A 22,867-nucleotide genomic window follows, 5' to 3' on the forward strand; every position below is an offset into this window, starting at 1 on the left:
ACGCTGTTGTTGCCGGTGGTTAAGAGTGTTGCAGGCTGAGTCCGAGGCCTGACACCCGTGTTACTTCTTCGCCTTGGCAAAGGCGGCGGCTAAGGCACCGGCCATAGCCCCCTGAGCCTGGGCTTTATCGCCGAAGCTGTTGCGGTTTGGCGCACCGTTCGCCCGTTGACCGTTGCGTTGCGGTTTCTCTCCCGCCACACGGCCCGCCGCCTGTTCGTTGGCATCGTCGCTCATACGCATGGACAGACCGATACGCTTGCGCGCGACGTCCACTTCCATCACTTTAACCTTGACGATATCACCGGCTTTCACCACATCGCGCGGGTCTTTGACGAAGGTGTCGGACAGCGCCGAGATGTGAACCAGACCATCCTGATGCACGCCGATATCGACGAAGGCACCGAAGGCGGCGACGTTGGTGATCACCCCTTCGAGCACCATGTTCGGCTTCAGGTCTTTGATCTCTTCCACGCCCTCTTTGAATTCGGCGAATTTGAATTCCGGACGCGGATCGCGGCCCGGTTTCTGCAGTTCGCTGAGAATATCTTTAACGGTAATCTCACCGACTTTATCGTCGGTAAATTGCGCAGCATTAACCGACTTCAGCAGCGCGCCATCGCCGACCAGGCTGGCAACATCACGCGAGAACTGGTGTGCGATTTTCTCCACCACCGGATAAGACTCCGGGTGCACCGCGGAGGCGTCGAGCGGGTTTTTGCCGTTCATAATACGCAGGAAGCCGGCCGCCTGTTCGAAGGTTTTGTCACCCAGACGCGGTACTTTCAGCAGGTCTTTACGCGACTGGAAAGCACCGTTGGCATCGCGGAAGGCGACGATGTTGGACGCCAGCGTCGGGTTCAGACCGGATACCCGGGTCAGCAGCGGTACGGAAGCGGTGTTCAGATCGACGCCGACCGAGTTCACACAGTCTTCCACTACCGCGTCCAGCGAGCGCGCCAGCTGGCTCTGGTTGACGTCGTGCTGATATTGACCGACACCGATGGATTTCGGTTCGATTTTCACCAGCTCGGCCAGCGGGTCCTGCAGACGACGGGCAATGGATACCGCTCCACGAATGGTTACATCCAGATCGGGGAATTCTTTCGCCGCCAGTTCAGACGCCGAGTAAACGGAAGCACCGGCTTCGTTCACCATCACTTTCTGCACGTGCTTCAGTGCCGGCTGGGCTTTGATCATATCACCCACAAACTTGTCGGTTTCACGTGAGCCGGTACCGTTACCGATGGAGATCAGTTCGACATTGTGTTTGGCAATCAGCGCGCTCAGTACCGCCGCCGATTCGGCCAGACGATTCTGCGGTGGCGTCGGATAAATAGTGGCGTGATCCACCACTTTACCGGTGTTATCGACCACGGCGACTTTTACCCCGGTACGCAGACCCGGATCGAGGCCCATGGTGGCTTTGCGCCCGGCCGGTGCCGCCAGCAGCAGATCTTTGAGGTTATCGGCGAACACCTTAATGGCCGCTTCTTCTGCGCGCTCACGCACATCACCAACCAGTTCGGTTTCGAGATGGGTCAGCAGCTTAATGCGCCAGGTCCATTTCACCACTTCGGCCAGCCAGCGGTCGGCGGCGCGGTTTTCATTTGTGATGCCGAACTGTTCGGCGATCATGGCTTCGCACGGGCTGGCGGCCAGTTTGTCTTCAGGGTCGCCGGTCACCAGCGAGAAGCTCAGCACGCCTTCGTTGCGGCCACGCAGAATGGCGAGTGCACGGTGGCTGGGTACGTTTTTCAGTGCTTCGTCGTGTTCGAAATAGTCGGCGAATTTGGCACCCGCACCTTCCTGACCAGGAACAACACGCACGGACAGGGTGGCTTCTTTCTGCATAAAGTCGCGCAGTCTGGCCAACAGGTTGGCGTCTTCAGCGAAACGCTCCATGAGAATGTATTTGGCGCCGTCTAAGGCGGCTTTGGTGTCGGCCACGCCTTGTTCGCTGTTGAGGAATTTTGCGGCTTCCGCTTCCGGATCCAGGTTCGGGTCGGCCAGCAGAGATTCGGCCAGTGGCTGCAGACCGGCTTCGATGGCGATCTGGCCTTTGGTGCGGCGCTTGGGTTTGTACGGCAGATACAGGTCTTCGAGGCGGGTTTTGGTGTCGGCTTTAAGGATCTCACCTTTCAGCTCGTCGCTCAGTTTGCCCTGCTCTTCGATGCTTTTCAGGATTGAGGCGCGGCGGTCTTCCATCTCGCGCAGGTAGCGCAGGCGCTCTTCCAGCGTACGCAGCTGAGTGTCATCCAGCGAGCCGGTGACTTCTTTACGGTAACGGGAAATAAAGGGCACGGTGGCACCTTCATCCAGCAGCGCGACTGCGGCTGCAACCTGTTGTGGGCGGATGCCCAGTTCTTCTGCAATACGGGAACCGATGGATTCGTGACTCATAACACTCTCAGGGGAAACGATAAAACCGGGGGGGAGTATAACGGACTTGTGGGCCGGGCTCATGTGCTGAGCCCGGCAAAAAGTATGACTTACTTCTTGGCTTTGGTGATGTCGCGGTCGTAATTCAGACGCTTGGCGGCATCGAGGGTCAGCATCTGCATAAAGGCTTTGGTTTCGGCATCGGAGCCAACCGGTGCGCCGCCGCTGCCATTGCCACCAAAGACGTTGGTTGGCACCTGACGTTTGGCAAAGGCTTCGGCCCAGAGTTTCTGAATTTCAACTTCGGCCTGCAGCTTCTGTGCGAGGGCGTTATCGGCCTGCAGAATCACTTTCTTCTGATAAGCTTCAGCGTCCGCCAGAGTACGCTGGGTTTCGGCTTCGATGCGCGCTTTTTCCAGTTCGATCTGGGCCGTTTCTTTGGCAATTTCAGCCTGCTCTTTCAGCTTTTCGGCACCGGTAATGGCCAGCTGTTTTTCAGTTTCCGCTTCGGTGGTGTGCTGAATCTGTTCTACCTTGGCTTTGGCCTGACGCTCGGCCACTTCGCGCTCACCTTTAGCGATGGCCAGCAGGCGCTGTTCTTCTTCCTGAATACGCTGCTCGCGGGCAATCGCACGGTCGGCGGATGCTTTCTGCTTCAGCTGCATACGTTCAACGAATTTCTTGTTAGGGCGCATATCGGTGACGCGGGCATCCAGTACGGTAATGCCGAAGTTGGTGAACTTCTGCACTTTGCGCTTTGGAATGCCGTTTTCGTCGACTTGTTTCATAACCACAAATTCGATTTTGGTTTCGTCGCCGTAATCCTGTTGCTCTTCGCCCAGTGCGGCATTGGCAGAGGATTTTTGTTTACGGTTGCTGCGGCTGAGTTGCTCTTCCCGTTTGACGATATAAATCCCGTTAGCCATCTGATTTTCAAATTCAGAGTTAAAGCCGGAACGGCCACCGGAATAATATTCTTCAGCACCCATCAGCGATGCGGTGGACTGCAGCGTTTCTTTAAAGGCCGGAATCAGCGCGGTGCGCAGCAGATTTTCCGGAGAACGGTATTCGTGGGCGAGTTTGAGGAAGTTCTCCTGATCCTGCGGGATGGAAAAACGCACGGTGGCTTCGGCATCAGCATCCACCTGATCAAGGAACATAATGTTCAGTGGTGGCAGCAGCGCACTGGCAAAGGCATCGTCACGCTCGGCTGTCAGTTCTTCGCGTTTGCCGACAACGGCCTGTACCGTCATCGAGCGTTTCCAGGCGTTATAACGGCCGAACAGGTAAGTGTTGTAGCCCACGTCTGAGACTACTTTTTCTTCACCGGTGATGGTGCGCACGTGGTAGACAAAACCGGGCTCAGCGTAGAAAAACACCTGATTGAACATGCCAAACGCAAAAGAAATAACCGCAGCAATTACCAGCGACGGCGCAACCTGCTGGGGAATATCGTAAGTGATGGAGTCAAGTCGGCTGCTGATATCTTCAGCATCCACGCCCTGAGACTCCAGCTCACTGCGCATACGCTCAACTTTCATGTGCTGGGCAGCACGGAAAAAACCCAATGCGATAATAGCGGCAATACAGAGTATGCCAGTAAGAATGCCCCAGAAGGCCATAACAGTTCCTTGTTTTCAGAGTTGTCAGAATTTTGGAAGGCGGAGTCTAACGGCGGATGCCTGTCAGCTCAATGCGCAGAAGATGCAGTTGTGACGCTTGTCAAAAGCAATAAAAAACGGGAGCCGAAGCTCCCGTTTTTTCAGTTATCTGACAATTACAGCGTGTACCAGAGCTGGTAGTTAAAACTGTCCGGGCCGCCATTATCCGGTGAGCAGGCCATCAGGGTGTAGCTGCCATTTTCGGAGGTGATAATGCGCGAAACAGGCCAGCAAATATCAGCTTCACCGTCTTCGCTCAGTACCAGTGAGCCATGACGCTCGGTGAAGTTAATGGAGGCTGGGGTGTCGCCGAGGTCATCCGGATCGTATTTGCAGATATCGTTGTTGCCAGCGTTGTCCAGTTTTGCTCCACCGCTGTAAACCGCCAGACAGACGCCACTGACAGCATCGTAAATCCCATATAACGATTGACTAAAAAAGTTAGCGGCGAGACTGCTGTCAAAGTAAGGAATCAACAGCTGGGTTGTACCTTCCTCTGCGGCAGAGGTAGTCACCAGTGCACCACGGATTCCGGCGTTATTGCTTTTCAGGGTCAGGGTGTCGGAGAAGGTGGTAACGCCGTCTTTGTGAGTACCAGAGTAGGTCAGTGTGTTGCCTGATGCAGACCAGGTAAAAGTACCGGAATCGGTGTTGCCACTGCCGGCGATGCCATCTGTATAGCTCTGGTAGGAGCCGGTGCCGTTTACCTTGTCGAATTTAAGTTCACCGAAACTGCTGCTGCCAACCGTGACCAGCCGGTAGTTGTCGGCAATCAGGTTGTCGCTCAGTTCAGTAATGACGCGTTCCAGGTGGATAAACTCATCGGTGGTACAGGTGGCATCGTAGGCGTACTCACTGGAGCGCAGCACGGTGCAGCGATCGGCGAATTCACCATTGCTGTAGATGGTAAGCACCCGCTCAGAAAACTCATAGGTGTAGGAGGCGCTGGAAACACGACAATTACGTTTTACGGATGCTTCAGTTGGTGCACGGTAAAAGTCGTCGTCAGTGCAGTTTGAATAACTGACCGCAGTCATATTGCCATTACTTTCGTAGGTATATTTGTAGCGGATTTCACCGTTGTCATTACGCTCCAGCCAGGTGCCGGTCAGTTGCAGTCCGGCATTAATAGCGATGAGGCTTTGTTCGAAGTGAGCCAGAGCATCTTCTTCGGAGATCAGCTCAAGTTCGGGTGTATAAGGAAAAGCGGCACTGAGTAACGCGCTGCTGAAATCGGCCGAATCAGCGGCTAAATCCAACCCGGAAATATCCGCTTCGCTGCCCTGAGGAAATGGCTGCAATGTAATACCGTTTTGCGGGTTGCCATCGCTATCGAGGTTTTGTAACAGCACCAGCGTATTTTTCACCCGCTGATCATTCATATCGGTGGTGTTGAATAAATCCAGTGGTGTCAGGGTGCCGGTGCCTGCAGGAATAGTGATGCTGCCGAGAGTCAGGCCTTCAAAACTGAAGGTGGTGGTTTCGCCCGGTTCATACGGGAAAGCGCCCAGCGTATTGGTCGTGCCCTGATAGCTGGGCGAACTGTAATTCAGCCCGGCTACGCCTGAATCAACGAATAATGCGGTATTCACCGGCGTGCTGTTGTCATCATCGTTGTCACTGTCACCACTACCGCCGCCACCGCCACCACAGGCGGTGAGAAGGCTGCAGCCGGAGACAAATATAAGAGGTAATAATTTCATGGCCGAATTCCTTATTTATTCGATATCAACATTGGCAGATCATCTGCCAACAGCCGTTCTGCCGATATCATTACCCGCATAGTCTGAACCGGCATCCCCCATATGGGGGATATGGGTGGACAGGACGATGTGAGCGGGTATTCTTTTATGACTGATATTTATGAAATCTGATAGCGATAGCCGTATGAATATATTCTGCTGCAGCAATGTCAGGAAATTTATCAGGGCTTAACCGGAATACGTCTGCTATCTGGCCTTGCCCGTTGTCTGGAGTTGTTATGCAGGAAGATTTACTGGATTTTGTCGGGGATATTTATGAAGCCTCGTATAAGCCCGGGCACTGGGAAGTGGTGATGGCAAAACTCTGTCAGCTTACCGGGTCAAAATCCAGTGTTCTCATCATCGAAAATCAGAAGTCCGGTAACCGGCAGATTATCAGTATTTATGGCATCAGCCGGATTCTTGCTGTTGCTTATAATGCCGGGCTTGGGCGCTACGACAATACGTTTTCACTGGTAAAAACCAAAATTAATGATGTCACTATTTTGCCCTCGCAGGAGCTTAAACAGAATAACCCTTCGTATTATCAGTTTATTCTGAAGCCTGCCGATATTGGCCATATCTCGGTTGTTGATTTACACAAAGACAGTGATATCCGTATTGGTATGGCAGTGCACCGATCGCTGAATGCGCCGGGTTACAGCAACAACGAAACCAATATTCTGCGGCTGATTTCTCCGCATATCTGCCGTGCGGTTCTGATTCAGCGCGAGTTAGGCAATGCCCGCAGTGAAGCCCGTAATATGATGTCGCTGGTATCTAAAATTCCGATGGGCATGTTGCTGGTGGGTCAGGATGGCACGGTAAAATTCTGCAATTCAGTGGCGCAACATGTGCTCGGCAGACATAAAGGATTGTCGTTGGCCGAAGATAAATTACAGGCACATAGCCGCGAAAGTCAGAAGCAGCTGGATTCAGCTCTGCAGGATGTGCTGGATGCTTTGCATCATCGCTCTGAGTCAGCCGCTGCGGTGAGAACCGTTTCATTTTCTCATCCGCATGCCTCCTTCCCGTTAGTATTGTTTATTTCTTCGGTGCAGGAGCCGGGAAGTCATTTTACTGTGCCGGATGAAGAGCGTTGTGCCAGGGTATATATCAGTGATCCCGGCGGGCAGATGAATATTTCGGCGGCACAGATAGCGGATGTTTTTGCTCTGACCAATGCTGAAGCTCAGGTGACGTTATGCCTGGTGAACGGACTTAAGCTGGCAGATATTGCAGAACATAATGGTACTGCGCTGGAAACCGTCCGCAGCCAGCTGAAGTCGGTGTTTTACAAGCTGGGGGTGAATACGCAGCAGGATGTTATCCGGATTATTATTCAGACCATGATGCCGCTGACTGGCGGCGCGCAGGAATATCAACCGGGCGGTTAATGCCGGCATAAAAACAATAAAAAACGGGAGCCGAAGCTCCCGTTTTTTATTGGCCGCTAAGCAGGAATTAATCCAGCTGCGGGCCAGCAGCAACGATGGCGTCAGAGACATCGTACTTTTTGAAGTTTTCCACAAACTGGGCAGCCAGATTGCGGGCAGCTTCGTCGTACTTGTCGGCATCGGCCCAGGTGTTGCGTGGGTTCAGCAGTTTGCTGTCAACGCCTTCCAGAGTCTTAGGAACCAGCAGGTTGAACACAGGGACAGTCTCGGTTTCAACGCCGCGCAGTTTGCCGTTCTGGATTGCAGAGATCACTGCACGGGTCGTCGGGATGCTGAAACGCTCACCGCCGGCACCGTTAGCGCCGCCAGTCCAGCCGGTGTTAACCAGATAAACCTGAGAGTCGAATTCGGTAACGCGCTTGATCAGCAGTTCCGCGTATTCGCCAGCCGGACGTGGGAAGAATGGCGCGCCGAAGCAGGTAGAGAAAGTAGACTTCAGACCTTTGCTGCCGCCCATCTCGGTAGAACCAACCAGTGCGGTGTAACCGGACAGGAAGTGGTAAGCCGCCTGTTCTTTGGTCAGGATAGAAACAGGTGGCAGTACACCGGTCATATCACAGGTCAGGAAGATAACCGCTTTAGGTTCGCCGGCCATGTTTTCCAGAACGCGTTTTTCAACGTGCTCCAGCGGGTAGGCGCAACGGGTGTTTTCGGTTTTGGAAACGTCGGTGTAATCGGCAACACGGGTAACCGGATCGATCACAACGTTTTCAACGATGGCGCCGAATTTGATGGCGTTCCAGATGATCGGCTCGTTTTTCTGAGACAGATCGATGGTTTTCGCGTAGCAGCCGCCTTCGATGTTGAATACGGTGCCTTTGCCCCAGCCGTGCTCGTCGTCACCAATCAGGAAACGCTCAGGGTCAGCAGACAGGGTGGTCTTACCGGTACCGGACAGACCGAAGAACAGACAGGTGTCGCCGTCATCGCCAACGTTGGCGGAGCAGTGCATTGGCAGCACGTCTTTTTCCGGCAGCAGGAAGTTCTGCACGCCGAACATGGCTTTCTTCATTTCACCGGCGTAACGCATACCGGCCAGCAGTACTTTGCGCTGGGCGAAGTTCAGGATAACTGCGCCGTCGGAGTTGGTGCCGTCACGCTCAGGAACACATTCGAAACCCGGTACGTTCAGGATCTGCCACTCTTCTTTGTCAGAAGGGTTGTAGCTTTCCGGACGGATAAACAGGTTGCGGCCAAACAGGTTCTGCCAGGCAGTCTGAGTGGTCATTTTAACCGGCAGGTAATGCTGCGGATCAGAACCCACGTGTACGTGTGACACGAAGCTGTCGTGCTGGGCCAGATACTCTTCCACGCGTTCCCACAGAGCATCGAACTTGTCGGCGTCGAATGGGCGGTTGATGTTACCCCAGTCGATGGCGTCTTTGCTGCTTGGCTCTTCGACGATGAAGCGGTCCATCGGAGAACGGCCGGTACGGATACCGGTTTCAACAACCAGTGCGCCGTTGTCCTGCAGCTGGCCTTCGCCACGCAGGATTGCTTGTTCTACCAGTAACGGTGTCGATAAATCGGTGTAAACAGTGGTCATATATCGGTGCCCAAACGGGTCCTCATAATTAGCGCACGGCTTGTGGCCATACTCTGATGTTCTCTATACCGCCCTGAGGGTACACGGGCGAACCCAAAGTTGAAGGCGCGTGATTATGCCAGAAAATTGGTTAAACGCTAAGCCCTGTCTTTTGCGGTGAAATGGCTGTCCCGAAAAGTCCCCTGACGGGGACCCCGTGTCTGCCTCAGTGTGGTTTGCGTTCCGGAAACAGTTCCTCGACCTGCGGCCGGTCGAAGACGTAGTTCTGCTGGCAAAACTCACAGGTGATATCGATCTTGCCGTTTTCTTCAATCATGCTGTTCAGCTCGTCGTAACCCATCTGATGCAGGGCGTTGGCGATGCGTGGCTTGGAGCAGGTGCAGAAGAAGCTCAGCTCTGAGGTCGGGTAAATACGGGTCTGCTCCTCGTGGAACAGGCGGTGCAGTACGGTGGCGGCATCCAGTCCCAGCAGTTCGTCGTTACGGATGGTGGAGGCCAGGTGGCTGACCCTGTCCCAGGCATCGGTATCGGTGACCTGACCGGCGGGCGTCGGCATTTTCTGCAGCATCAGCGCGGCGGCGGTCTGACCGTCACAGGCCAGCCAGAAGTGGCTGCCGAGCTGTTCAGACTGAGTGAAGTACTCTTCCAGCGCCTGGGCGATATTGCCGCCATTAATGCTGACAATGCCCTGATAGCGCTGGCCCTGTTCCGGTTCAATGGTGATCACCAGCTGACCATCGTCAAAGCGCAGTTCGCTGTCGCCGGCGCTCTCATCGTAACGGGCGATGGCGCGCAGCTGGCCTTTTTCGTTGGTTTCAGCCTGCAGTAAGGTGACGTTGCCCGGCAGGCGCATCTGCAGGGTCAGGCGCCCGGCAAATTTCAGGCTGGCGCTGAGCAGAGCGGTCGCGGCCATCAGTTCACCGACGGCAATGGCAATGCGCGGCGGGTACTGGTGGCGGCGCAGCACTTCGCGGTAGCTGTCCTGCAGGTGGGTAATCTCACCGCGGATGTCGGTGTTGTCGAAGCTGAAACGCTGCAGTGTATCGCGGCTGGTATTGCTCATATCAGTAATCCTGGTTGTGCTCAAAGCGGCGCATATCGCGGCGCTCTTTCTTGTTGGGTTTGTGGTCGGGCACCTGCATGGAGGCTTTCATAATGCGCCGCCGTTCGCTTTCATCCATGCGCTGTTTAATGCTTTCCGGGGTTTCTTCGTACAACAACCGGGCTTCCGGTGCGCCACGGCGCTGATCGGACAGCGCGGTGATCAGCACTTCTTTCTGGTCGAAGCCCTGACGGATATTGAGGCGGGCACCCAGTTCGGCGGTTTTGCTGACCTTGCAGCGCTGGCCGTCGACATGCACCTTGCCGCCTTCAATGGCGGCCTTGGCCAGTGCGCGGGTTTTAAAAAAGCGTGCGGCCCAGAGCCATTTGTCGAGACGGATCTTTTCTTTGTTGTCAGTCATATCTTAAAAATCCAGCTCATCAAAATGATGAATGCCGGGGAAGCGGCTGTCGGTATTGGGTTCTTTCTGGCTGTCGGGATGGAAAATCGCCAGCAGGAAAGCGATGCCCCAGCGGGCGGCGGATTCTAGCACAGGCTGGCTGTCATCAATCAGCAGGGTGCGGGCCGGATCGAAGCATTCATCACGGTGCAGGTGATCCCAAAATGCCTGACTTTCTTTCGGCTCGCGGTAATCGTGGGAGCTGATGACGCGGTCGACCAGCTGATCAAGGCCGGTTCGCTCCATTTTCAGGTTTACGCTGTCACGGTGGGCGTTGGTGACGATCACGGTGCGCTTGCCCAGCTGTTTCAGGCGGGCGAGGAAATCCTGTACGTGCGGGCGGAAACCGATCTTATGCTGTACGTCGCGCTTCAGCTCGGCGATCGGCAGGCCGGTGAGTTCGGTCCAGTAATCGAGGCAATACCAGTCGAGGGTGCCGCGCAGGCCGACAAAGCTTTTGTTCAGCTCGGCCAGTGCTTCTTCCTCGCTCAGACCGTGCTGCTGGGCGTAGACCGCCGGCAGGTGGTCGAGCCAGAAATAATTGTCGAAATGCAGATCCAGCAGAGTGCCATCCATGTCCAGCAGCACGGTATCAATTTGTTGCCAGTTGGTCAGGCTCATAGGGTTATACTCGCAATCGGAATGTCTATTAAAACAGGGCTGTTATGCATAAAAAACCACAGATTTTGCAGCGTCATCTGGTGGCGCAGAGCCGTTTGTTCCGGGTGGAATCTTTTGATCTGCGCTTCAGCAATGGTGTTGAGCGGACCTATGAGCGTCTGATGCCCGGAGGAAGCGGCGCAGTGATGCTGGTCGCACTGCTGGATAACGATACGATTGCCCTGATCCGGGAATATGGGGGCGGAATTGAAGATTACACCCTCACGTTGCCAAAAGGTGCCATTGATCTGGGCGAGAGTCTGCGTGATGCCTGCAACCGTGAGCTGCAGGAAGAAATCGGCTATGGCGCGCGGGAGTTTATTCACCTGAAAAAACTCAGCCTGTCACCCAGCTATATGAGTGGTGGTATCGATGTGGTGGTGGCCCGCGACCTGTACGAGTCGAAGCTCGAAGGTGATGAACCGGAGCCGCTGGAACTGGTGCCGTGGAAGCTGAACAATCTGCACGAACTGTACAGTCGCGAAGACTGCACCGAAGGCCGGGCGATTGCTGCGCTGGCACTGGCGCAGGAATTTCTGGCCGGGCGTTTTGACGGTGAAGTGCTGGCCTGAGACTGCTCAGGCGTGATGACTGGCAGGCAGGAAGTCGGCAATCACTTTGCCCAGGGTGTCGAGTTTAATGGGCTTGCTGATAAAACCGTTCATGCCGGCGGCCAGGCAGCGCTCTTTGTCTTCCAGCATGGCGTTGGCGGTCAGCGCGATGATCGGAATGTGGTTTTTATGGCTGCTGAGGTCACGGATACGCTCCGTCGCGGTAATGCCATCCATCACCGGCATGTTTACATCCATCAGTACCAGGTCGTAATCGTGGCTCAGCACTTCGGTGATGGCCTGCTCGCCGTTGGCCACCGTAGTGCATTGCAGCCCTAAGCGGCTCAGCATGCGCTCAGCAATTCTCTGGTTCACGCTGTTGTCTTCTGCCAGCAGTACCCGCCCCAGCAGCCGGCGTTCCTGTTTTATAGCGGGTGGTTGCTTCACGGCTTCCGGCATATGCCCTTCATGCAGCGATAACTGCAGCACAAAAGTACTGCCGTGGCCGATTTCTGAGCTGAGGCTGATATCACCGTCCATGGCCCTGGCCAGATGGCGGCTGATGGTCAGACCCAGACCAGTCCCCCCATATTTGCGGCTGGTGCTGGTATCGGCCTGCTTGAAGGCCGAGAAAATCTGATCGGTTTTATCGGGCGCAATGCCAATACCACTGTCGCGTACCTCAATGCTCAGCAGATAGCGGAAGTCTTCCTGCTGTTGGCCGCTGACGCGGATTTCAATGCGGCCTTTCTCGGTAAACTTCAGCGCATTGCTGAGCAGGTTGGTGATGATCTGGCGCACCCGTTTAGGATCGCCGCGCCAGTTGGCGGGCAGGCCAGAGTCGTAGTAATAGACCAGCGATAAACCTTTACGCCGCACAGGCTCGTTAAACAACTGATAGATGTCGGTAATCAGGCGGTTAAGGTCGAAATCAATCTGTTCGATCTCAAGGTTGCCGGACTCAATCTTCGACAGATCGAGAATGTCGTTAATGATATCGAGCAGGGCATGGGATGAGTTATGAATAATATCCAGATAATGACGCTGATCTTCTGACAGCGCTGAGTCGAGCAGCAGTTCGCTGGCGCCGAGAATGCCGTTCATTGGCGTGCGGATTTCATGGCTCATATTGGCCAGGAAAATCGATTTACTGCGGTTCGCGCTTTCTGCCTGCTCCAGCGCCTCGCGGATTCGCTCGTTGGCCGCTTCCAGCGCGCGCTGGTTGGCGACGGCTTCGGTAATGTCGAGACCAGCGAGTAATACTTCCTGATGACTGCCGTTGCTGATGCGGGTCAGGCGCCAGCTGATGATTGATTCTTTGCCGCTGGCGGACACCAGCGGAAATTCTGAGGCCAGGCTGCCGGCGTGACTGCCCAGCAATTGCTGCCAGTCATGGCTCAGGCGTGCGGCATGGGTTTTTGGCAGCAGATAACTGAGCGGTTGTTTGGACAGCTGCTTTCTGTCCATCTGCAGCAGATCCTGCACCGGCTGGTTGATGCGCAGAATATTGCCCTGCTGATCGCACACCAGCAGCAGGGTCTGCATGGAATCGAAATAGGCTCTTACCCGCTGTTGTTCGGCGCGCAGCTTGCCTTCCATATGATGGCGCTTGGTGATGTCGTCACCGGTCAGCAGGATGTAGTCACGTCCACCCAGATGCCAGGGTTGGGCATGCAGGGCCCAGCGGCTTTCTTCGCCGTCGCGGCCGATCAGTGTGCATTCAAAATCGATCAGAGTCCGGCTCTCCAGTGCCTGCTGCAGATAGCGGGCGATCTGGGGACGTTCCTCTTCGGGCTGAATTGCCGATAAGCGTTGCTCGCGGTCGCTGTCAAACAACTCCATAAAACGCGGATTGGCATCAAGAATCAGTTGCTGGGCACTGAGGCGTACGGCAATGCCACTCATATGCTCCCAGCTCAGGCTGTGCTGCAGATTCTGACGATCGAGCTGGTCGCGCAAGGGTCTGACAATATGATGAAAACCGGCGAACAGAACGATAATCACGGCCAGATTTGCCAGAGCCGCGCCAATCCAGCCCCGCAGGTAGTGCTGGCGCAGCTGAGAGAGGGATTTACTGAGAACCATGCCCTGATTGTCAGTCAGCGGCTGCAGGTAGAGCAGGTAGGGGAGGTGCTTCTCTGTGGTCTGTTGCAGGCCGGCTATTCCGCGAGCGGCCTGTATTACCGCTGCGTCAGTGATACCTGGCTGTGGCGGTAACAGGAGACTGACGTTATCGCCACTCAGGGTGCCGGTTTGCAGTGACAGTCCCTGACTGCGCAGATAACCGAGCTCTGCTGCTGTGGGAAGACTGCCGGGATTGAGTTGCCACTGTTGCCGCAGATTGCCCGCCAGACGCTGCAATTCATTCTGCTGGTGTTTTACCTCAGACAGATACAGCATCAGGCCGGTAACAACAGTGATCATCAGCGTTGACGCCAGCGCGAGCATCCAGAGGTATTTAATGTGGCGGCTCATAGTGCGTCCTTTGCCGAAGTCCCTTAACAATAGATGCTTGTGGTCAGACAATCCAAGGCAATACCAGCGCATGCAGCGTTGCCGTGAGCGTCATGGCCATTGCCGCATAAGCCGATTGTTGTGGCCCTAACTCCAATGCACGACTGGTGCCAATTGCGTGGGCACAGATGCCCAGTGTCAGACCCAGTGTCTGGGGTTCATCCATGCGCAGCAGTTTCAGCAGGGGTGGAATCATCAGTGCTCCGAGAATACCGGTAACGATAACAAAAGCAGAGGCCAGTGCACTGATACCACCAACCTGCTCACTGATGGCGACGGCAACCGGCGTGGTAATGGATTTCGCACTGATTGTGCGGGTGATGGCGTCATCGCCAATCCAGAAGTGTGCCAGCAACACCGCACAGGCTACGGTGGTGCCACTGCCCAGAGTAACGGCCAGTGCGATACGCAGCCATTGTTTACGCATGGTATGAATAAACTGATACAGCGGCACCGCCAGCATAACCACCACCGGTCCCAGCATCTGATGCAGGTAATCGCCACCCTGCATGTAGGTAACGTAAGAGACGCCGCTTAATTCCAGACAGGAAACGACCAGAACAATCCCGGTCAGAATCGGTGGGATAAAGGCATTGTTACCTGTGCGGCGATAGAGTTGTTGGCCGGCCAGGAAAGCCGCTATCGTCAGTGCGGCCCAGAATAATGGCAGGCTGAGCAGTTGGGTCATGAGCCTGATTTACCTCCCTTGCGCATAATCAGCGCACAGACCAGTGCACCGGGAATAAGACTGACGGCAAGAATGATCAGCAGGGCCGGGCCATGTTCGGCCAGCAATTGTTTCTGGGTGATGATGCCAACACTGACAGGAATCAGAAACAGTGGCAGTAAGGGGGACAACGTCTGGGTGATGCGCTGCAGATTATCCGGTGTTTTGCCGCGCAGAATCAGCGCCAGCAATAACAGCAGCATACCAACAATGGATGCCGGAACAGGAAGATGCAGCAGTGTTTGTAACAGAGACCCCAGCAGCAGAAAGATCAGCAGGGTAAGGAGGCCGGACATGCGTCTGCTCCTGAAAAGTTGGTGCGGAAGGAGAGACTCGAACTCTCACGCCGTGAAGCGCTGGAACCTAAATCCAGTGTGTCTACCAATTTCACCACTTCCGCGATTCAGGGCGCGGATATTATACAACTCAGATGCACTTGCCAAGGGCTGCTCCCCGGCTTGCGGTACGGAAATTGTCGTACTGGTGCTGCAGGGGGGCGCTCGTGTATGGTGCCTTTTTTTGCACACAGGGAATGGCGATGCCTTCTGATAACCGACTGGCCAGCAGTATCCTGCTGAGCGCTGCCGCCGTGGTGATTGTAATTGCCGGCATTAAAAGTGCGGCGGCGATGCTGGTTCCTTTCTTACTGGCGGTATTTATCGCGGTGCTCAGTGCGCCGCTGTTGCGCTGGCTGATCCGGCATAAAGTGCCTGAAGTTCTGGCGGTTCTGTTGCTGGTGGTTGGCTTCCTGCTGCTCGGCACTATGCTGGCGTCTTTTGTCGGCGGTACGCTGACGGCATTTTATAAAGACATGCCGCTGTACGAGCAGAAGTTACAGACGCTGACCAGTCATGGTGTGACCTGGCTGCGCAGTCTGGGCGTGGAAGTGGCCGACAATGTGATCCGCGAATACGTTAACCCCGGCGTCGTGATGCGCACGGTGGCCTCGGTGTTTAATGGTCTTGGCGGCGTACTGACCAACACCTTCCTGATCCTGTTCACGGTGATCTTTATTCTGCTTGAAGCGTCCAGCTTTCCGGCCAAGGTGAAGCGCGCTTTTGGTGAAGAGACTCAGGCCTTTGCCCACTTTGAGCGTTTTTCCGAAGCGGTGCAGCAGTATCTGATGATTAAAACCGTGGTCAGTTTCGGTACCGGTCTGACCGTCGGTCTGTTACTGGCGCTTATCGGTGTCGATTACTGGGCGCTGTGGGCGCTGGTCGCTTTTCTGCTGAATTACATCCCCAATATCGGTTCTATTATTGCCGCCATTCCGGCGGTGCTGATTGCCTTGATTCAGATCGGGCCAGGTGCTGCTCTTCTGACCGCCGGGGTTTATGTGCTGGTGAATACATTGTTCGGCAATGTGATTGAGCCGCGGTTGATGGGGCGCTCGCTGGGGTTGTCGACGCTGGTGGTGTTTCTGTCGCTGGTGTTCTGGGGCTGGATTCTCGGGCCGGTAGGTATGCTGCTGTCCATACCTCTGACCATGGTGGTGAAAATCGCGCTGGAAACCCGGCCGCAGTCACGCTGGATCGCGACCCTGCTTGATCACTGAGCGGTGCAGTGAGTACATGAGCAAAGAAGGGTAAAAACACTGCCGGCCATCGGGCTGGCGGCGCTAGACTGGGCGCAACGGAGGATGGCGATGAAATCGATTCTGCTGGTTGATGATGATTACGAACTGGGCGAGCTGTTGCAGGAATACCTGTCGATGGAAGGTTTTGCCCTGACCGCCGTGCAGGACGGAGAAACCGGTCTGCAGCGGGCTTTAAGCGGCGATTACGATCTGGTGTTGCTGGATGTAATGCTGCCGAAAATGAACGGCTTTGAAGTGCTGAAAAAGCTGCGCACCGAGTCTTCCCTGCCGGTGATTATGCTGACCGCGCGTGGCGAAAGTGTCGACCGCGTGCTCGGTCTTGAGCATGGTGCTGATGATTATATTCCCAAGCCCTACCACCACCATGAACTGGTGGCGCGGATTAAGGCTCTGTTTCGCCGTATTGACCTGTCGGCCGAGCCGCCGGGCAAAGGTACGGTCACCACGCTGAATGTGGGTGAGCTGCAGCTGAACACCACGCGCCGGGTCGTAACTCTGGATGGTGTCGAGCTGGCGCTTACCGGTGCCGAATTCGGCGTACTGCATTGCATGATGGAGCACGTTGGTGAACTGGTGGATAAAGACACGCTGTCACTGGCCGCACTGGGTCGTCCGCTGATGGCTTATGACCGCTCGATTGATATGCACGTCAGTAATCTGCGTAAAAAACTGGGCCGCCGTGCCGATGATTCCGACTGGATTAAAACGGTACGTTCGCGTGGCTATATGCTGGTCAGTCCGGAATAATTATCCCTTCTAATACAGGCTCGCGCATGCGCTGGTACCGCTCGTTATTCTTTAAAATTTTCCTCTGGTTCTGGGGGGTGATTTTCCTTTCTATGTGGGCAGCGGTGCTGACCAATGAGTGGATTGAGGATGATTACTTCCGCCCGGCAACTCAGCCGGAAGCGATGCACCTGGTGCATATGATGGATCGCGAGCGGCCGATCGTGGCTGAAAGCCGTAAGCTGTGGCGCAAGATGCGCCCTGGCTGGAATCTGGTGGCTGTGCCGGTGGATATGATCAGCCAGCTGCCCCACGATCTGGAAGAGTTTGCCGATGAAGCGGGGGAAGCGGATCAGATTCTGTGGGGACAAAATGACGGCTGGCTGATGATCGGGCCGTTGCAGCGCCAGGGCTATCTCTATATCGCTGTAGCCCGTAAAGAATGGCAGAGTGTGCTGAACAATGAAGACCGCTGGCTGGTACCGCTGGCGATTGTGGTCGTGGTTACCCTACTGTGCTTTGTGCTGGTGTGGAGTCTGACCCGGCCTATCCGTCGTCTGCAGCGTACGGTACGTCAGCTGGCGCAGGGCAACTTCGATGTCTCCGGGCTGCGTCAGGATCTGCACCGCCATGATGAAATCGGCATGCTGGCCAGTGAAGTGGTGGATATGGCCGATGCTCTGCAGCGCCTGCTGCACAGTCACCAGCAACTGCTGCGCGATGTATCCCACGAATTACGTTCGCCATTAACCCGCCTGCAGATTGCTCTTGGTATTGCCCGCAAAAAAGATCAGCAGCAGATTCTGGCAGCAGAACATGACCGGATCGAACGCGCCGTTGGTCAGGTCGATGGCCTGGTTGGGCAGATTCTCGATCTGGCGCGCCTGCAGCAAACCGACAGCCAGCAGCTGCAGACAAGCCGCTCAGGTCTTGGCGCACAGTTGCGGATCTGGCTGCAGAATGCCGACGTTGAGCTTGAAGAAAAACACCTGCAATTGGTGTTCAAAGAACCCACCGCTGCCCTGACATGTGACTGGGACTGGATGCTGGTTGAGCGTGCTTTCGACAACCTGCTGCGTAACGCCATCCGTTTTGCACCACAGGGCTCAGAGCTGTTTGTCGGCGTTGATGTCCGCGCCGAATATGCAGAATTGTGGGTGCAGGATCAGGGACCGGGCGTTCCTGAGGAAGAATTGCTGCGGATTTTTGATCCTTTTACCCAAGTTGATTCCGCCCGTGATCATGCTGCCGGAGGCTATGGTATCGGTCTGGCGCTGGTAAAGCGTATCGTTGAGCTGCATGACGGCAGCGTTCGCGCCGAAAACCGTTCTCCCGGTCTGCGTGTAACCATGAGGCTGCCTGTGCAGCCTCAAACCTGATCTGGCTCAGTTAAAAAGAGGGAAGCGCCGGATTAGCTGGAAAAAGCAATAGGTTTTTGGTAGAAAGTACGACCCTTATGCCCCCTGTGTTCTGGACGATGCGGCACAGCTGGCTTTTAAATAAAGTGAAGAGACTGGACAAGTACTATGTCACAAGATTTCAAGCAAGCAGCTCTGGATTACCATCAGTTCCCTAAGCCGGGCAAAATCAGTGTTGAGCTGACCAAGCCTGCTCAGACCTCGCGTGATCTGTCACTGGCGTACAGCCCTGGTGTGGCCGAGCCCGTTAAGGAAATCGCTGCTGATCCTGAAAACGCTTACAAGTACACCGCCAAAGGGAATCTGGTAGCTGTGATTTCCGACGGTACTGCAATTCTGGGTCTGGGTGATCTGGGTCCTCTGGCTTCCAAGCCGGTTATGGAAGGTAAAAGCCTGCTGTTCAAGCGCTTTGCCGGCGTAGACTCCATCGACATCGAAGTTGAGTCTGAAAGCCCACAGGCCTTTATTGATACCGTCCGTCGCATCGCGATCACTTTCGGTGGCATCAACCTGGAAGACATCAAAGCACCAGAGTGTTTTGAAATTGAACGCACTCTGATCGAGCAGTGCGATATTCCGGTATTCCACGATGACCAGCACGGTACTGCGATCGTAACCGTTGCCGGTGCTCTGAATGCTCTGGAAATTGTTGGCAAGAAAGTCGAAGACGCCACTATGTGTGTGCTGGGTGCCGGCGCTGCAGCTATCTCCTGCACCAAGCTGCTGATCCTGGCAGGTATGAAGCCAGAAAACATCTTTATGTGTGACCGTAATGGTGTGATCCACTCCGGTCGTACCGACCTGAACCAGTACAAGCAGGCGTTCGCTGTTGAGACCGACAAGCGCACCGTGGATGATGCCCTGAATGGCGCAGACATCTTCCTGGGTCTGTCTGGTCCTAACATGGTAACCGGCGAACAGATCAAGCTGATGGCTGAAAACCCAATCATCTTCGCCTGTGCTAACCCGGTTCCGGAAATCATGCCGGAAATCGTTAAAGAAGTCCGCCCTGATGCCATCATGGCAACCGGCCGTTCTGACTACCCTAACCAGGTAAACAACGTACTGGGCTTCCCATTCATCTTCCGTGGTGCTCTGGACGTACGTGCTAAGCGCATCAACGAAGAAATGAAGCTGGCTGCTGCCAAAGCACTGGCTGGCCTGGCAAAAGAGCCTGTAACTCAGGAAGTTCTGGATGCCTACGGTCTGGAATCTCTGGAATTCGGTCGTGAGTACATCATTCCTAAAGCCGTTGATACCCGTCTGCTGGGCGCAGTATCTTCAGCAGTGGCTCAGGCTGCGGTTGATACCGGTGTGGCACGTAAGCCATTCCCGGCTAACTACCCGCTGAAGACTCTGGCTGATATCTGAGATATCTGCTCATAAAAAAACCCGGCCATGCCGGGTTTTTTTATGTCTGCGTTTTGCCTCTTACCGGAATATCGGCAGCGGGCAGGTCAGCGGATCAGATAATCAGCCAGCAGGCGTTCATAGCGTTGCAGAATTTTATCCTGCTCGCCGCTGTCGATCAGGATTTCCATACCGATATCAAAGGCGTCGCGCAGCTGCTTGCTGTGGAACGCGGCATAGTAATAGGTTGGTTCAAACAGGTCGTGGTATTGGTATTGCTGCTGATAAACAGGGCTGTTCGGGTGGTTGCGGCGCAGCTGGCTGAGGTAATAACGGAAGATGGTCTGCTCCAGAATAATCACGTCGGTCTCACCACTAAACAGCGCCTCAACCTGTTTCTGCTGCTCGGCCAGCTCCTGATAGGCCGGGCTGCGTGCAGCCTCTGCGGCAAAATTATCCGGCAACAGCTGACTGGCCAGATTGAAGGCAGTAATACGGTAGTCTCCCAGGCTGGGGATATCGGTCAGGGACAGGTTGCGTTTACTCAGGCTGATGGCCACATTCTGGAACACGATTAATGGCTGGCGGGAAAACAGTGCGCCGGGAGAGGCGGAAGAGCTGGTAATGCAGGCGATATCCAGCTCGCCTTTATTAAAGGCGGCAATGTTATTGGCGTTACTGTTATAGCTGACGTTGATGGTTTTATTCTGTGTCTGCAGTGCCCGGCGCAGGATATCGAGCACAATGCCGCGTTCATTCTGGCGGATAACGTACGGGGGAATGGAGTCGCCACAGCCGACGCGCACAGATTCAGCACTGTAAGCCGGAATGCTGAAAAAAGTCAGCATACTGACCATCAGGACTGGCAGTGCGTGTGAAAATAAGCGCAAAACAAACAACATAATCAGTCAACCCTGTCCGACAACAGCTTCAGGATAACCGGATTTATACGATTTGCACGTAGTGCCTGAGGATAAAACAGAAGGAAGGAGATGCCGGCCCTGAAGCAGAGCCGGCAGAACGGGCATCAGCCTTTTTTGGCGCGCTTACGTTCGTTTTCGGTCAGGAACTTCTTACGCAGACGGATGCTGGTTGGGGTTACTTCCACCAGTTCGTCGTCTTCGATAAATTCCAGAGCCTGTTCCAGCGTGTGCTTAACCGGCGGTGTCAGGTTGATGGCTTCATCGGTACCTGATGCACGCACGTTAGTCAGCTGCTTGGCCTTGGTTGGGTTTACCACCAGGTCGTTGTCACGGCTGTGCAGACCAACGATCATGCCTTCGTACACTTCCAGACCCGGAGATACGAACAGACGGCCACGTTCCTGCAGGGTGAACAGGGCATAGCCCAGAATCTTACCCGGAACCATCGATACCAGTACGCCGTTGTGACGGGTAGAGGTCAGACCGGTCTGAACCGGACCGTAATGGTCGAAGATGTTGGTCAGGATGCCGGTACCGGAAGTCATGGTCATAAACAGACCACGGAAACCGATCAGGCCACGGGCTGGCATGATGAACTCAAGACGCACACGGCCTTTGCCATCCGGAACCATGTTGGTCATCTCGGCGCGACGGTTACCCATCTCTTCCATGATGGAACCCTGATGGTCTTCTTCGATATCGATCACAACCTGTTCGTAAGGCTCCTGGATCTCACCGTCGATTTCTTTCTGCACAACTTCCGGCTTGGAGATACCCATCTCGAAGCCTTCGCGGCGCATGGTTTCAATCAGAACGGACAGATGCAGTTCACCACGACCGGATACTTTGAATTTTTCCGGAGTGTCGCCTGGCTCAACACGCAGCGCCACGTTGTGGATCAGTTCTTTTTCCAGACGGTCTTTGATATTACGGCTGGTGACGAACTTACCTTCACGGCCAGCGAACGGAGAGTCGTTCACCTGGAAGGTCATGGATACGGTTGGCTCATCCACGGTCAGTGCTGGTAATGCTTCTACTTTAGAAGGATCACACAGAGTGTCGGAGATGCTCAGGCCGTCGATACCGGAAATACAGACGATGTCGCCGGCATTGGCTTCGGTAACCGGTACGCGCTGCAGGCCATGGAAGCCTTTAACTTCCAGTACGCGGCCCTTGCGGGTTTTACCTTCGGCAGAGATGATCTGTACATCGGTCCCTGGCTTCAGTTTGCCGCGGGCGATACGGCCAACACCGATAACGCCGACGTAGCTGTCGTAATCCAGAGCGGAAATCTGCATCTGGAACGGACCGTCAAGGTCAACCGGTGGCGGAGATACGTGATCAACGATCATCTGGAACAGGGGAGACATGTCGTCTGCCATATTGTCAGGATCCAGACCAGCGATACCATTCAGGGCAGAGGCATATACGACCGGGAAGTCGAGCTGTTCTTCGGTTGCGCCGAGGCGGTCGAACAGGTCGAAGATTTCGTCCATTACCCAGTCAGGACGGGCGCCCGGGCGGTCGATTTTGTTAATAACCACGATCGGGCGCAGGCCACGTTCGAAGGCTTTCTGGGTTACGAAGCGGGTCTGCGGCATCGGACCGTCAACGGCGTCTACCAGCAGGCAGACGGAGTCAACCATCGACATAACCCGTTCCACTTCACCACCGAAGTCGGCGTGTCCTGGGGTGTCAACGATGTTGATGCGGTAGTCGTTCCATTTAATAGCGGTATTCTTCGCCAGAATGGTAATACCACGCTCTTTTTCCTGGTCGTTGGAGTCCATGACCCGCTCGCCGCCCTGATCTTTGCGGTCCAGAGTGCCGGACTGCTCGAGCAGTTTGTCGACCAGGGTGGTTTTGCCATGGTCAACGTGCGCGATGATGGCGATGTTTCTGAGGTTGTCGATCACAAGAATGGCCTTGGTGAAAGTTTGTACAAAAAATGAGGCGCGATTATACCTGAAACGGGTCGTCAGCGTGACATCAATTTCGCAGCGGTAAGCATATTCTGCGGACATTTCTGCCAGCGTTAATCAGGGTATAAATGAAAGCGCTGTTTTTGTGCCGAATCCCATGTACTGCGGCGTTCAAGTGAACCTATAATGTGC

The 22,867-nt window shown here is 54.9% G+C and carries 18 protein-coding genes and 1 tRNA gene; 6 read left to right on the forward strand and 13 right to left on the reverse strand.

Annotated features, from left to right (window positions below):
• Positions 1 to 60: 60 nt before the first annotated feature.
• The 3 genes from HUF19_RS00440 to HUF19_RS00450 form a co-directional block, all read right to left on the reverse strand.
• Positions 61 to 2,400: a Tex family protein gene (locus HUF19_RS00440; protein WP_260998009.1), complete on the reverse strand. Its 2,340-nt coding sequence runs from the start codon at positions 2,398 to 2,400 to the stop codon at positions 61 to 63.
• 89 nt (positions 2,401 to 2,489) lie between these two features.
• On the reverse strand, positions 2,490 to 4,001 hold the full coding sequence (locus HUF19_RS00445; protein WP_260998010.1) for an SPFH domain-containing protein: 1,512 nt from the start codon (positions 3,999 to 4,001) through the stop codon (positions 2,490 to 2,492).
• Between the two features lie 155 nt (positions 4,002 to 4,156).
• The gene (locus HUF19_RS00450; protein WP_260998011.1) at positions 4,157 to 5,743 is read right to left on the reverse strand and encodes a hypothetical protein; all 1,587 of its coding nucleotides are present in this window, start codon (positions 5,741 to 5,743) and stop codon (positions 4,157 to 4,159) included.
• A gap of 278 nt (positions 5,744 to 6,021) precedes the next feature.
• Here HUF19_RS00450 and HUF19_RS00455 point away from each other — a divergent pair, with 278 nt between their 5' ends.
• Positions 6,022 to 7,179, forward strand: coding sequence for a helix-turn-helix transcriptional regulator (locus tag HUF19_RS00455; RefSeq protein ID WP_260998012.1), 1,158 nt, complete (start codon positions 6,022 to 6,024; stop codon positions 7,177 to 7,179).
• A 67-nt stretch (positions 7,180 to 7,246) separates the two neighbouring features.
• On the opposite strand, the gene HUF19_RS00460 is transcribed toward HUF19_RS00455, so the two are convergent.
• The 4 genes from HUF19_RS00460 to yrfG form a co-directional block, all read right to left on the reverse strand.
• The gene (locus HUF19_RS00460) at positions 7,247 to 8,785 is read right to left on the reverse strand and encodes a phosphoenolpyruvate carboxykinase (protein WP_260998013.1); all 1,539 of its coding nucleotides are present in this window, start codon (positions 8,783 to 8,785) and stop codon (positions 7,247 to 7,249) included.
• A gap of 205 nt (positions 8,786 to 8,990) precedes the next feature.
• The gene (gene hslO / locus HUF19_RS00465; protein ID WP_260998014.1) at positions 8,991 to 9,848 is read right to left on the reverse strand and encodes an Hsp33 family molecular chaperone HslO; all 858 of its coding nucleotides are present in this window, start codon (positions 9,846 to 9,848) and stop codon (positions 8,991 to 8,993) included.
• A gap of 1 nt (position 9,849) precedes the next feature.
• Positions 9,850 to 10,248, reverse strand: coding sequence for a ribosome-associated heat shock protein Hsp15 (hslR, locus tag HUF19_RS00470; protein ID WP_260998015.1), 399 nt, complete (start codon positions 10,246 to 10,248; stop codon positions 9,850 to 9,852).
• A gap of 3 nt (positions 10,249 to 10,251) precedes the next feature.
• Positions 10,252 to 10,908 (reverse strand): GMP/IMP nucleotidase, encoded by a 657-nt coding sequence (gene yrfG / locus HUF19_RS00475; protein ID WP_260998016.1) that lies wholly within the window; start codon positions 10,906 to 10,908, stop codon positions 10,252 to 10,254.
• 44 nt (positions 10,909 to 10,952) lie between these two features.
• On the opposite strand from yrfG, the gene nudE reads away from it, so the two are divergent.
• Positions 10,953 to 11,519, forward strand: a complete 567-nt coding sequence (gene nudE, locus HUF19_RS00480) for an ADP compounds hydrolase NudE (protein WP_260998017.1) — start codon at positions 10,953 to 10,955, stop codon at positions 11,517 to 11,519.
• Positions 11,520 to 11,525: 6 nt separating this feature from the next.
• On the opposite strand, the gene HUF19_RS00485 is transcribed toward nudE, so the two are convergent.
• The 4 genes from HUF19_RS00485 to HUF19_RS00500 form a co-directional block, all read right to left on the reverse strand.
• A complete protein-coding gene (locus HUF19_RS00485) occupies positions 11,526 to 13,973 on the reverse strand; it encodes a PAS domain-containing hybrid sensor histidine kinase/response regulator (protein ID WP_260998018.1) in 2,448 nt (815 codons plus the stop codon).
• A 43-nt stretch (positions 13,974 to 14,016) separates the two neighbouring features.
• Entirely contained in the window at positions 14,017 to 14,700 is a 684-nt protein-coding gene (locus HUF19_RS00490) for an LrgB family protein (protein ID WP_260998019.1), read from the reverse strand.
• Positions 14,697 to 15,035 (reverse strand): CidA/LrgA family protein, encoded by a 339-nt coding sequence (locus HUF19_RS00495; RefSeq protein WP_260998020.1) that lies wholly within the window; start codon positions 15,033 to 15,035, stop codon positions 14,697 to 14,699. Before HUF19_RS00495 ends, HUF19_RS00490 begins: the two co-directional genes overlap by 4 nt.
• Before the next feature lie 19 nt (positions 15,036 to 15,054).
• Positions 15,055 to 15,139, reverse strand: a tRNA-Leu gene (locus HUF19_RS00500).
• Positions 15,140 to 15,277: 138 nt separating this feature from the next.
• Between HUF19_RS00500 and HUF19_RS00505 the strand changes: the two genes are divergently transcribed.
• From HUF19_RS00505 to HUF19_RS00520, 4 genes are all read left to right on the forward strand, one after another.
• On the forward strand, positions 15,278 to 16,294 hold the full coding sequence (locus HUF19_RS00505; protein WP_260998021.1) for an AI-2E family transporter: 1,017 nt from the start codon (positions 15,278 to 15,280) through the stop codon (positions 16,292 to 16,294).
• Between the two features lie 90 nt (positions 16,295 to 16,384).
• Positions 16,385 to 17,083, forward strand: a complete 699-nt coding sequence (locus HUF19_RS00510; RefSeq protein ID WP_260998022.1) for a response regulator — start codon at positions 16,385 to 16,387, stop codon at positions 17,081 to 17,083.
• A gap of 26 nt (positions 17,084 to 17,109) precedes the next feature.
• Positions 17,110 to 18,441, forward strand: coding sequence for a HAMP domain-containing sensor histidine kinase (locus HUF19_RS00515; protein ID WP_260998023.1), 1,332 nt, complete (start codon positions 17,110 to 17,112; stop codon positions 18,439 to 18,441).
• A 147-nt stretch (positions 18,442 to 18,588) separates the two neighbouring features.
• The gene (locus tag HUF19_RS00520; protein WP_260998024.1) at positions 18,589 to 19,851 is read left to right on the forward strand and encodes a malic enzyme-like NAD(P)-binding protein; all 1,263 of its coding nucleotides are present in this window, start codon (positions 18,589 to 18,591) and stop codon (positions 19,849 to 19,851) included.
• A gap of 86 nt (positions 19,852 to 19,937) precedes the next feature.
• Here the strand turns inward: HUF19_RS00520 and HUF19_RS00525 are convergent, their stop codons facing one another.
• Both HUF19_RS00525 and typA read right to left on the reverse strand, forming a co-directional pair.
• Positions 19,938 to 20,678: a substrate-binding periplasmic protein gene (locus tag HUF19_RS00525; RefSeq protein ID WP_260998025.1), complete on the reverse strand. Its 741-nt coding sequence runs from the start codon at positions 20,676 to 20,678 to the stop codon at positions 19,938 to 19,940.
• A 179-nt stretch (positions 20,679 to 20,857) separates the two neighbouring features.
• A complete protein-coding gene (gene typA, locus HUF19_RS00530) occupies positions 20,858 to 22,669 on the reverse strand; it encodes a translational GTPase TypA (protein ID WP_260998026.1) in 1,812 nt (603 codons plus the stop codon).
• Positions 22,670 to 22,867 lie beyond the last annotated feature (198 nt).

Source organism: Thalassolituus hydrocarboniclasticus, from assembly GCF_025345565.1.
Taxonomy (GTDB): domain Bacteria; phylum Pseudomonadota; class Gammaproteobacteria; order Pseudomonadales; family Oceanobacteraceae; genus Venatoribacter; species Venatoribacter hydrocarboniclasticus.

Bases quoted from the DNA above. Each gene is read 5' to 3' on its own strand.
- HUF19_RS00490 (WP_260998019.1), bottom strand. From the start codon at position 14,700: ATGACCCAACTGCTCAGCCTGCCATTATTCTGGGCCGCACTGACGATA.
- HUF19_RS00505 (WP_260998021.1), top strand. From the start codon at position 15,278: ATGCCTTCTGATAACCGACTGGCCAGCAGTATCCTGCTGAGCGCTGCC.
- hslO (WP_260998014.1), bottom strand. From the start codon at position 9,848: ATGAGCAATACCAGCCGCGATACACTGCAGCGTTTCAGCTTCGACAAC.
- HUF19_RS00520 (WP_260998024.1), top strand. From the start codon at position 18,589: ATGTCACAAGATTTCAAGCAAGCAGCTCTGGATTACCATCAGTTCCCT.
- HUF19_RS00515 (WP_260998023.1), top strand. From the start codon at position 17,110: ATGCGCTGGTACCGCTCGTTATTCTTTAAAATTTTCCTCTGGTTCTGG.
- HUF19_RS00455 (WP_260998012.1), top strand. From the start codon at position 6,022: ATGCAGGAAGATTTACTGGATTTTGTCGGGGATATTTATGAAGCCTCG.
- HUF19_RS00450 (WP_260998011.1), bottom strand. From the start codon at position 5,743: ATGAAATTATTACCTCTTATATTTGTCTCCGGCTGCAGCCTTCTCACC.
- HUF19_RS00485 (WP_260998018.1), bottom strand. From the start codon at position 13,973: ATGAGCCGCCACATTAAATACCTCTGGATGCTCGCGCTGGCGTCAACG.
- HUF19_RS00525 (WP_260998025.1), bottom strand. From the start codon at position 20,678: ATGCTGACTTTTTTCAGCATTCCGGCTTACAGTGCTGAATCTGTGCGC.
- yrfG (WP_260998016.1), bottom strand. From the start codon at position 10,908: ATGAGCCTGACCAACTGGCAACAAATTGATACCGTGCTGCTGGACATG.
- HUF19_RS00495 (WP_260998020.1), bottom strand. From the start codon at position 15,035: ATGTCCGGCCTCCTTACCCTGCTGATCTTTCTGCTGCTGGGGTCTCTG.
- nudE (WP_260998017.1), top strand. From the start codon at position 10,953: ATGCATAAAAAACCACAGATTTTGCAGCGTCATCTGGTGGCGCAGAGC.
- hslR (WP_260998015.1), bottom strand. From the start codon at position 10,248: ATGACTGACAACAAAGAAAAGATCCGTCTCGACAAATGGCTCTGGGCC.
- HUF19_RS00445 (WP_260998010.1), bottom strand. From the start codon at position 4,001: ATGGCCTTCTGGGGCATTCTTACTGGCATACTCTGTATTGCCGCTATT.
- HUF19_RS00460 (WP_260998013.1), bottom strand. From the start codon at position 8,785: ATGACCACTGTTTACACCGATTTATCGACACCGTTACTGGTAGAACAA.
- HUF19_RS00440 (WP_260998009.1), bottom strand. From the start codon at position 2,400: ATGAGTCACGAATCCATCGGTTCCCGTATTGCAGAAGAACTGGGCATC.
- HUF19_RS00510 (WP_260998022.1), top strand. From the start codon at position 16,385: ATGAAATCGATTCTGCTGGTTGATGATGATTACGAACTGGGCGAGCTG.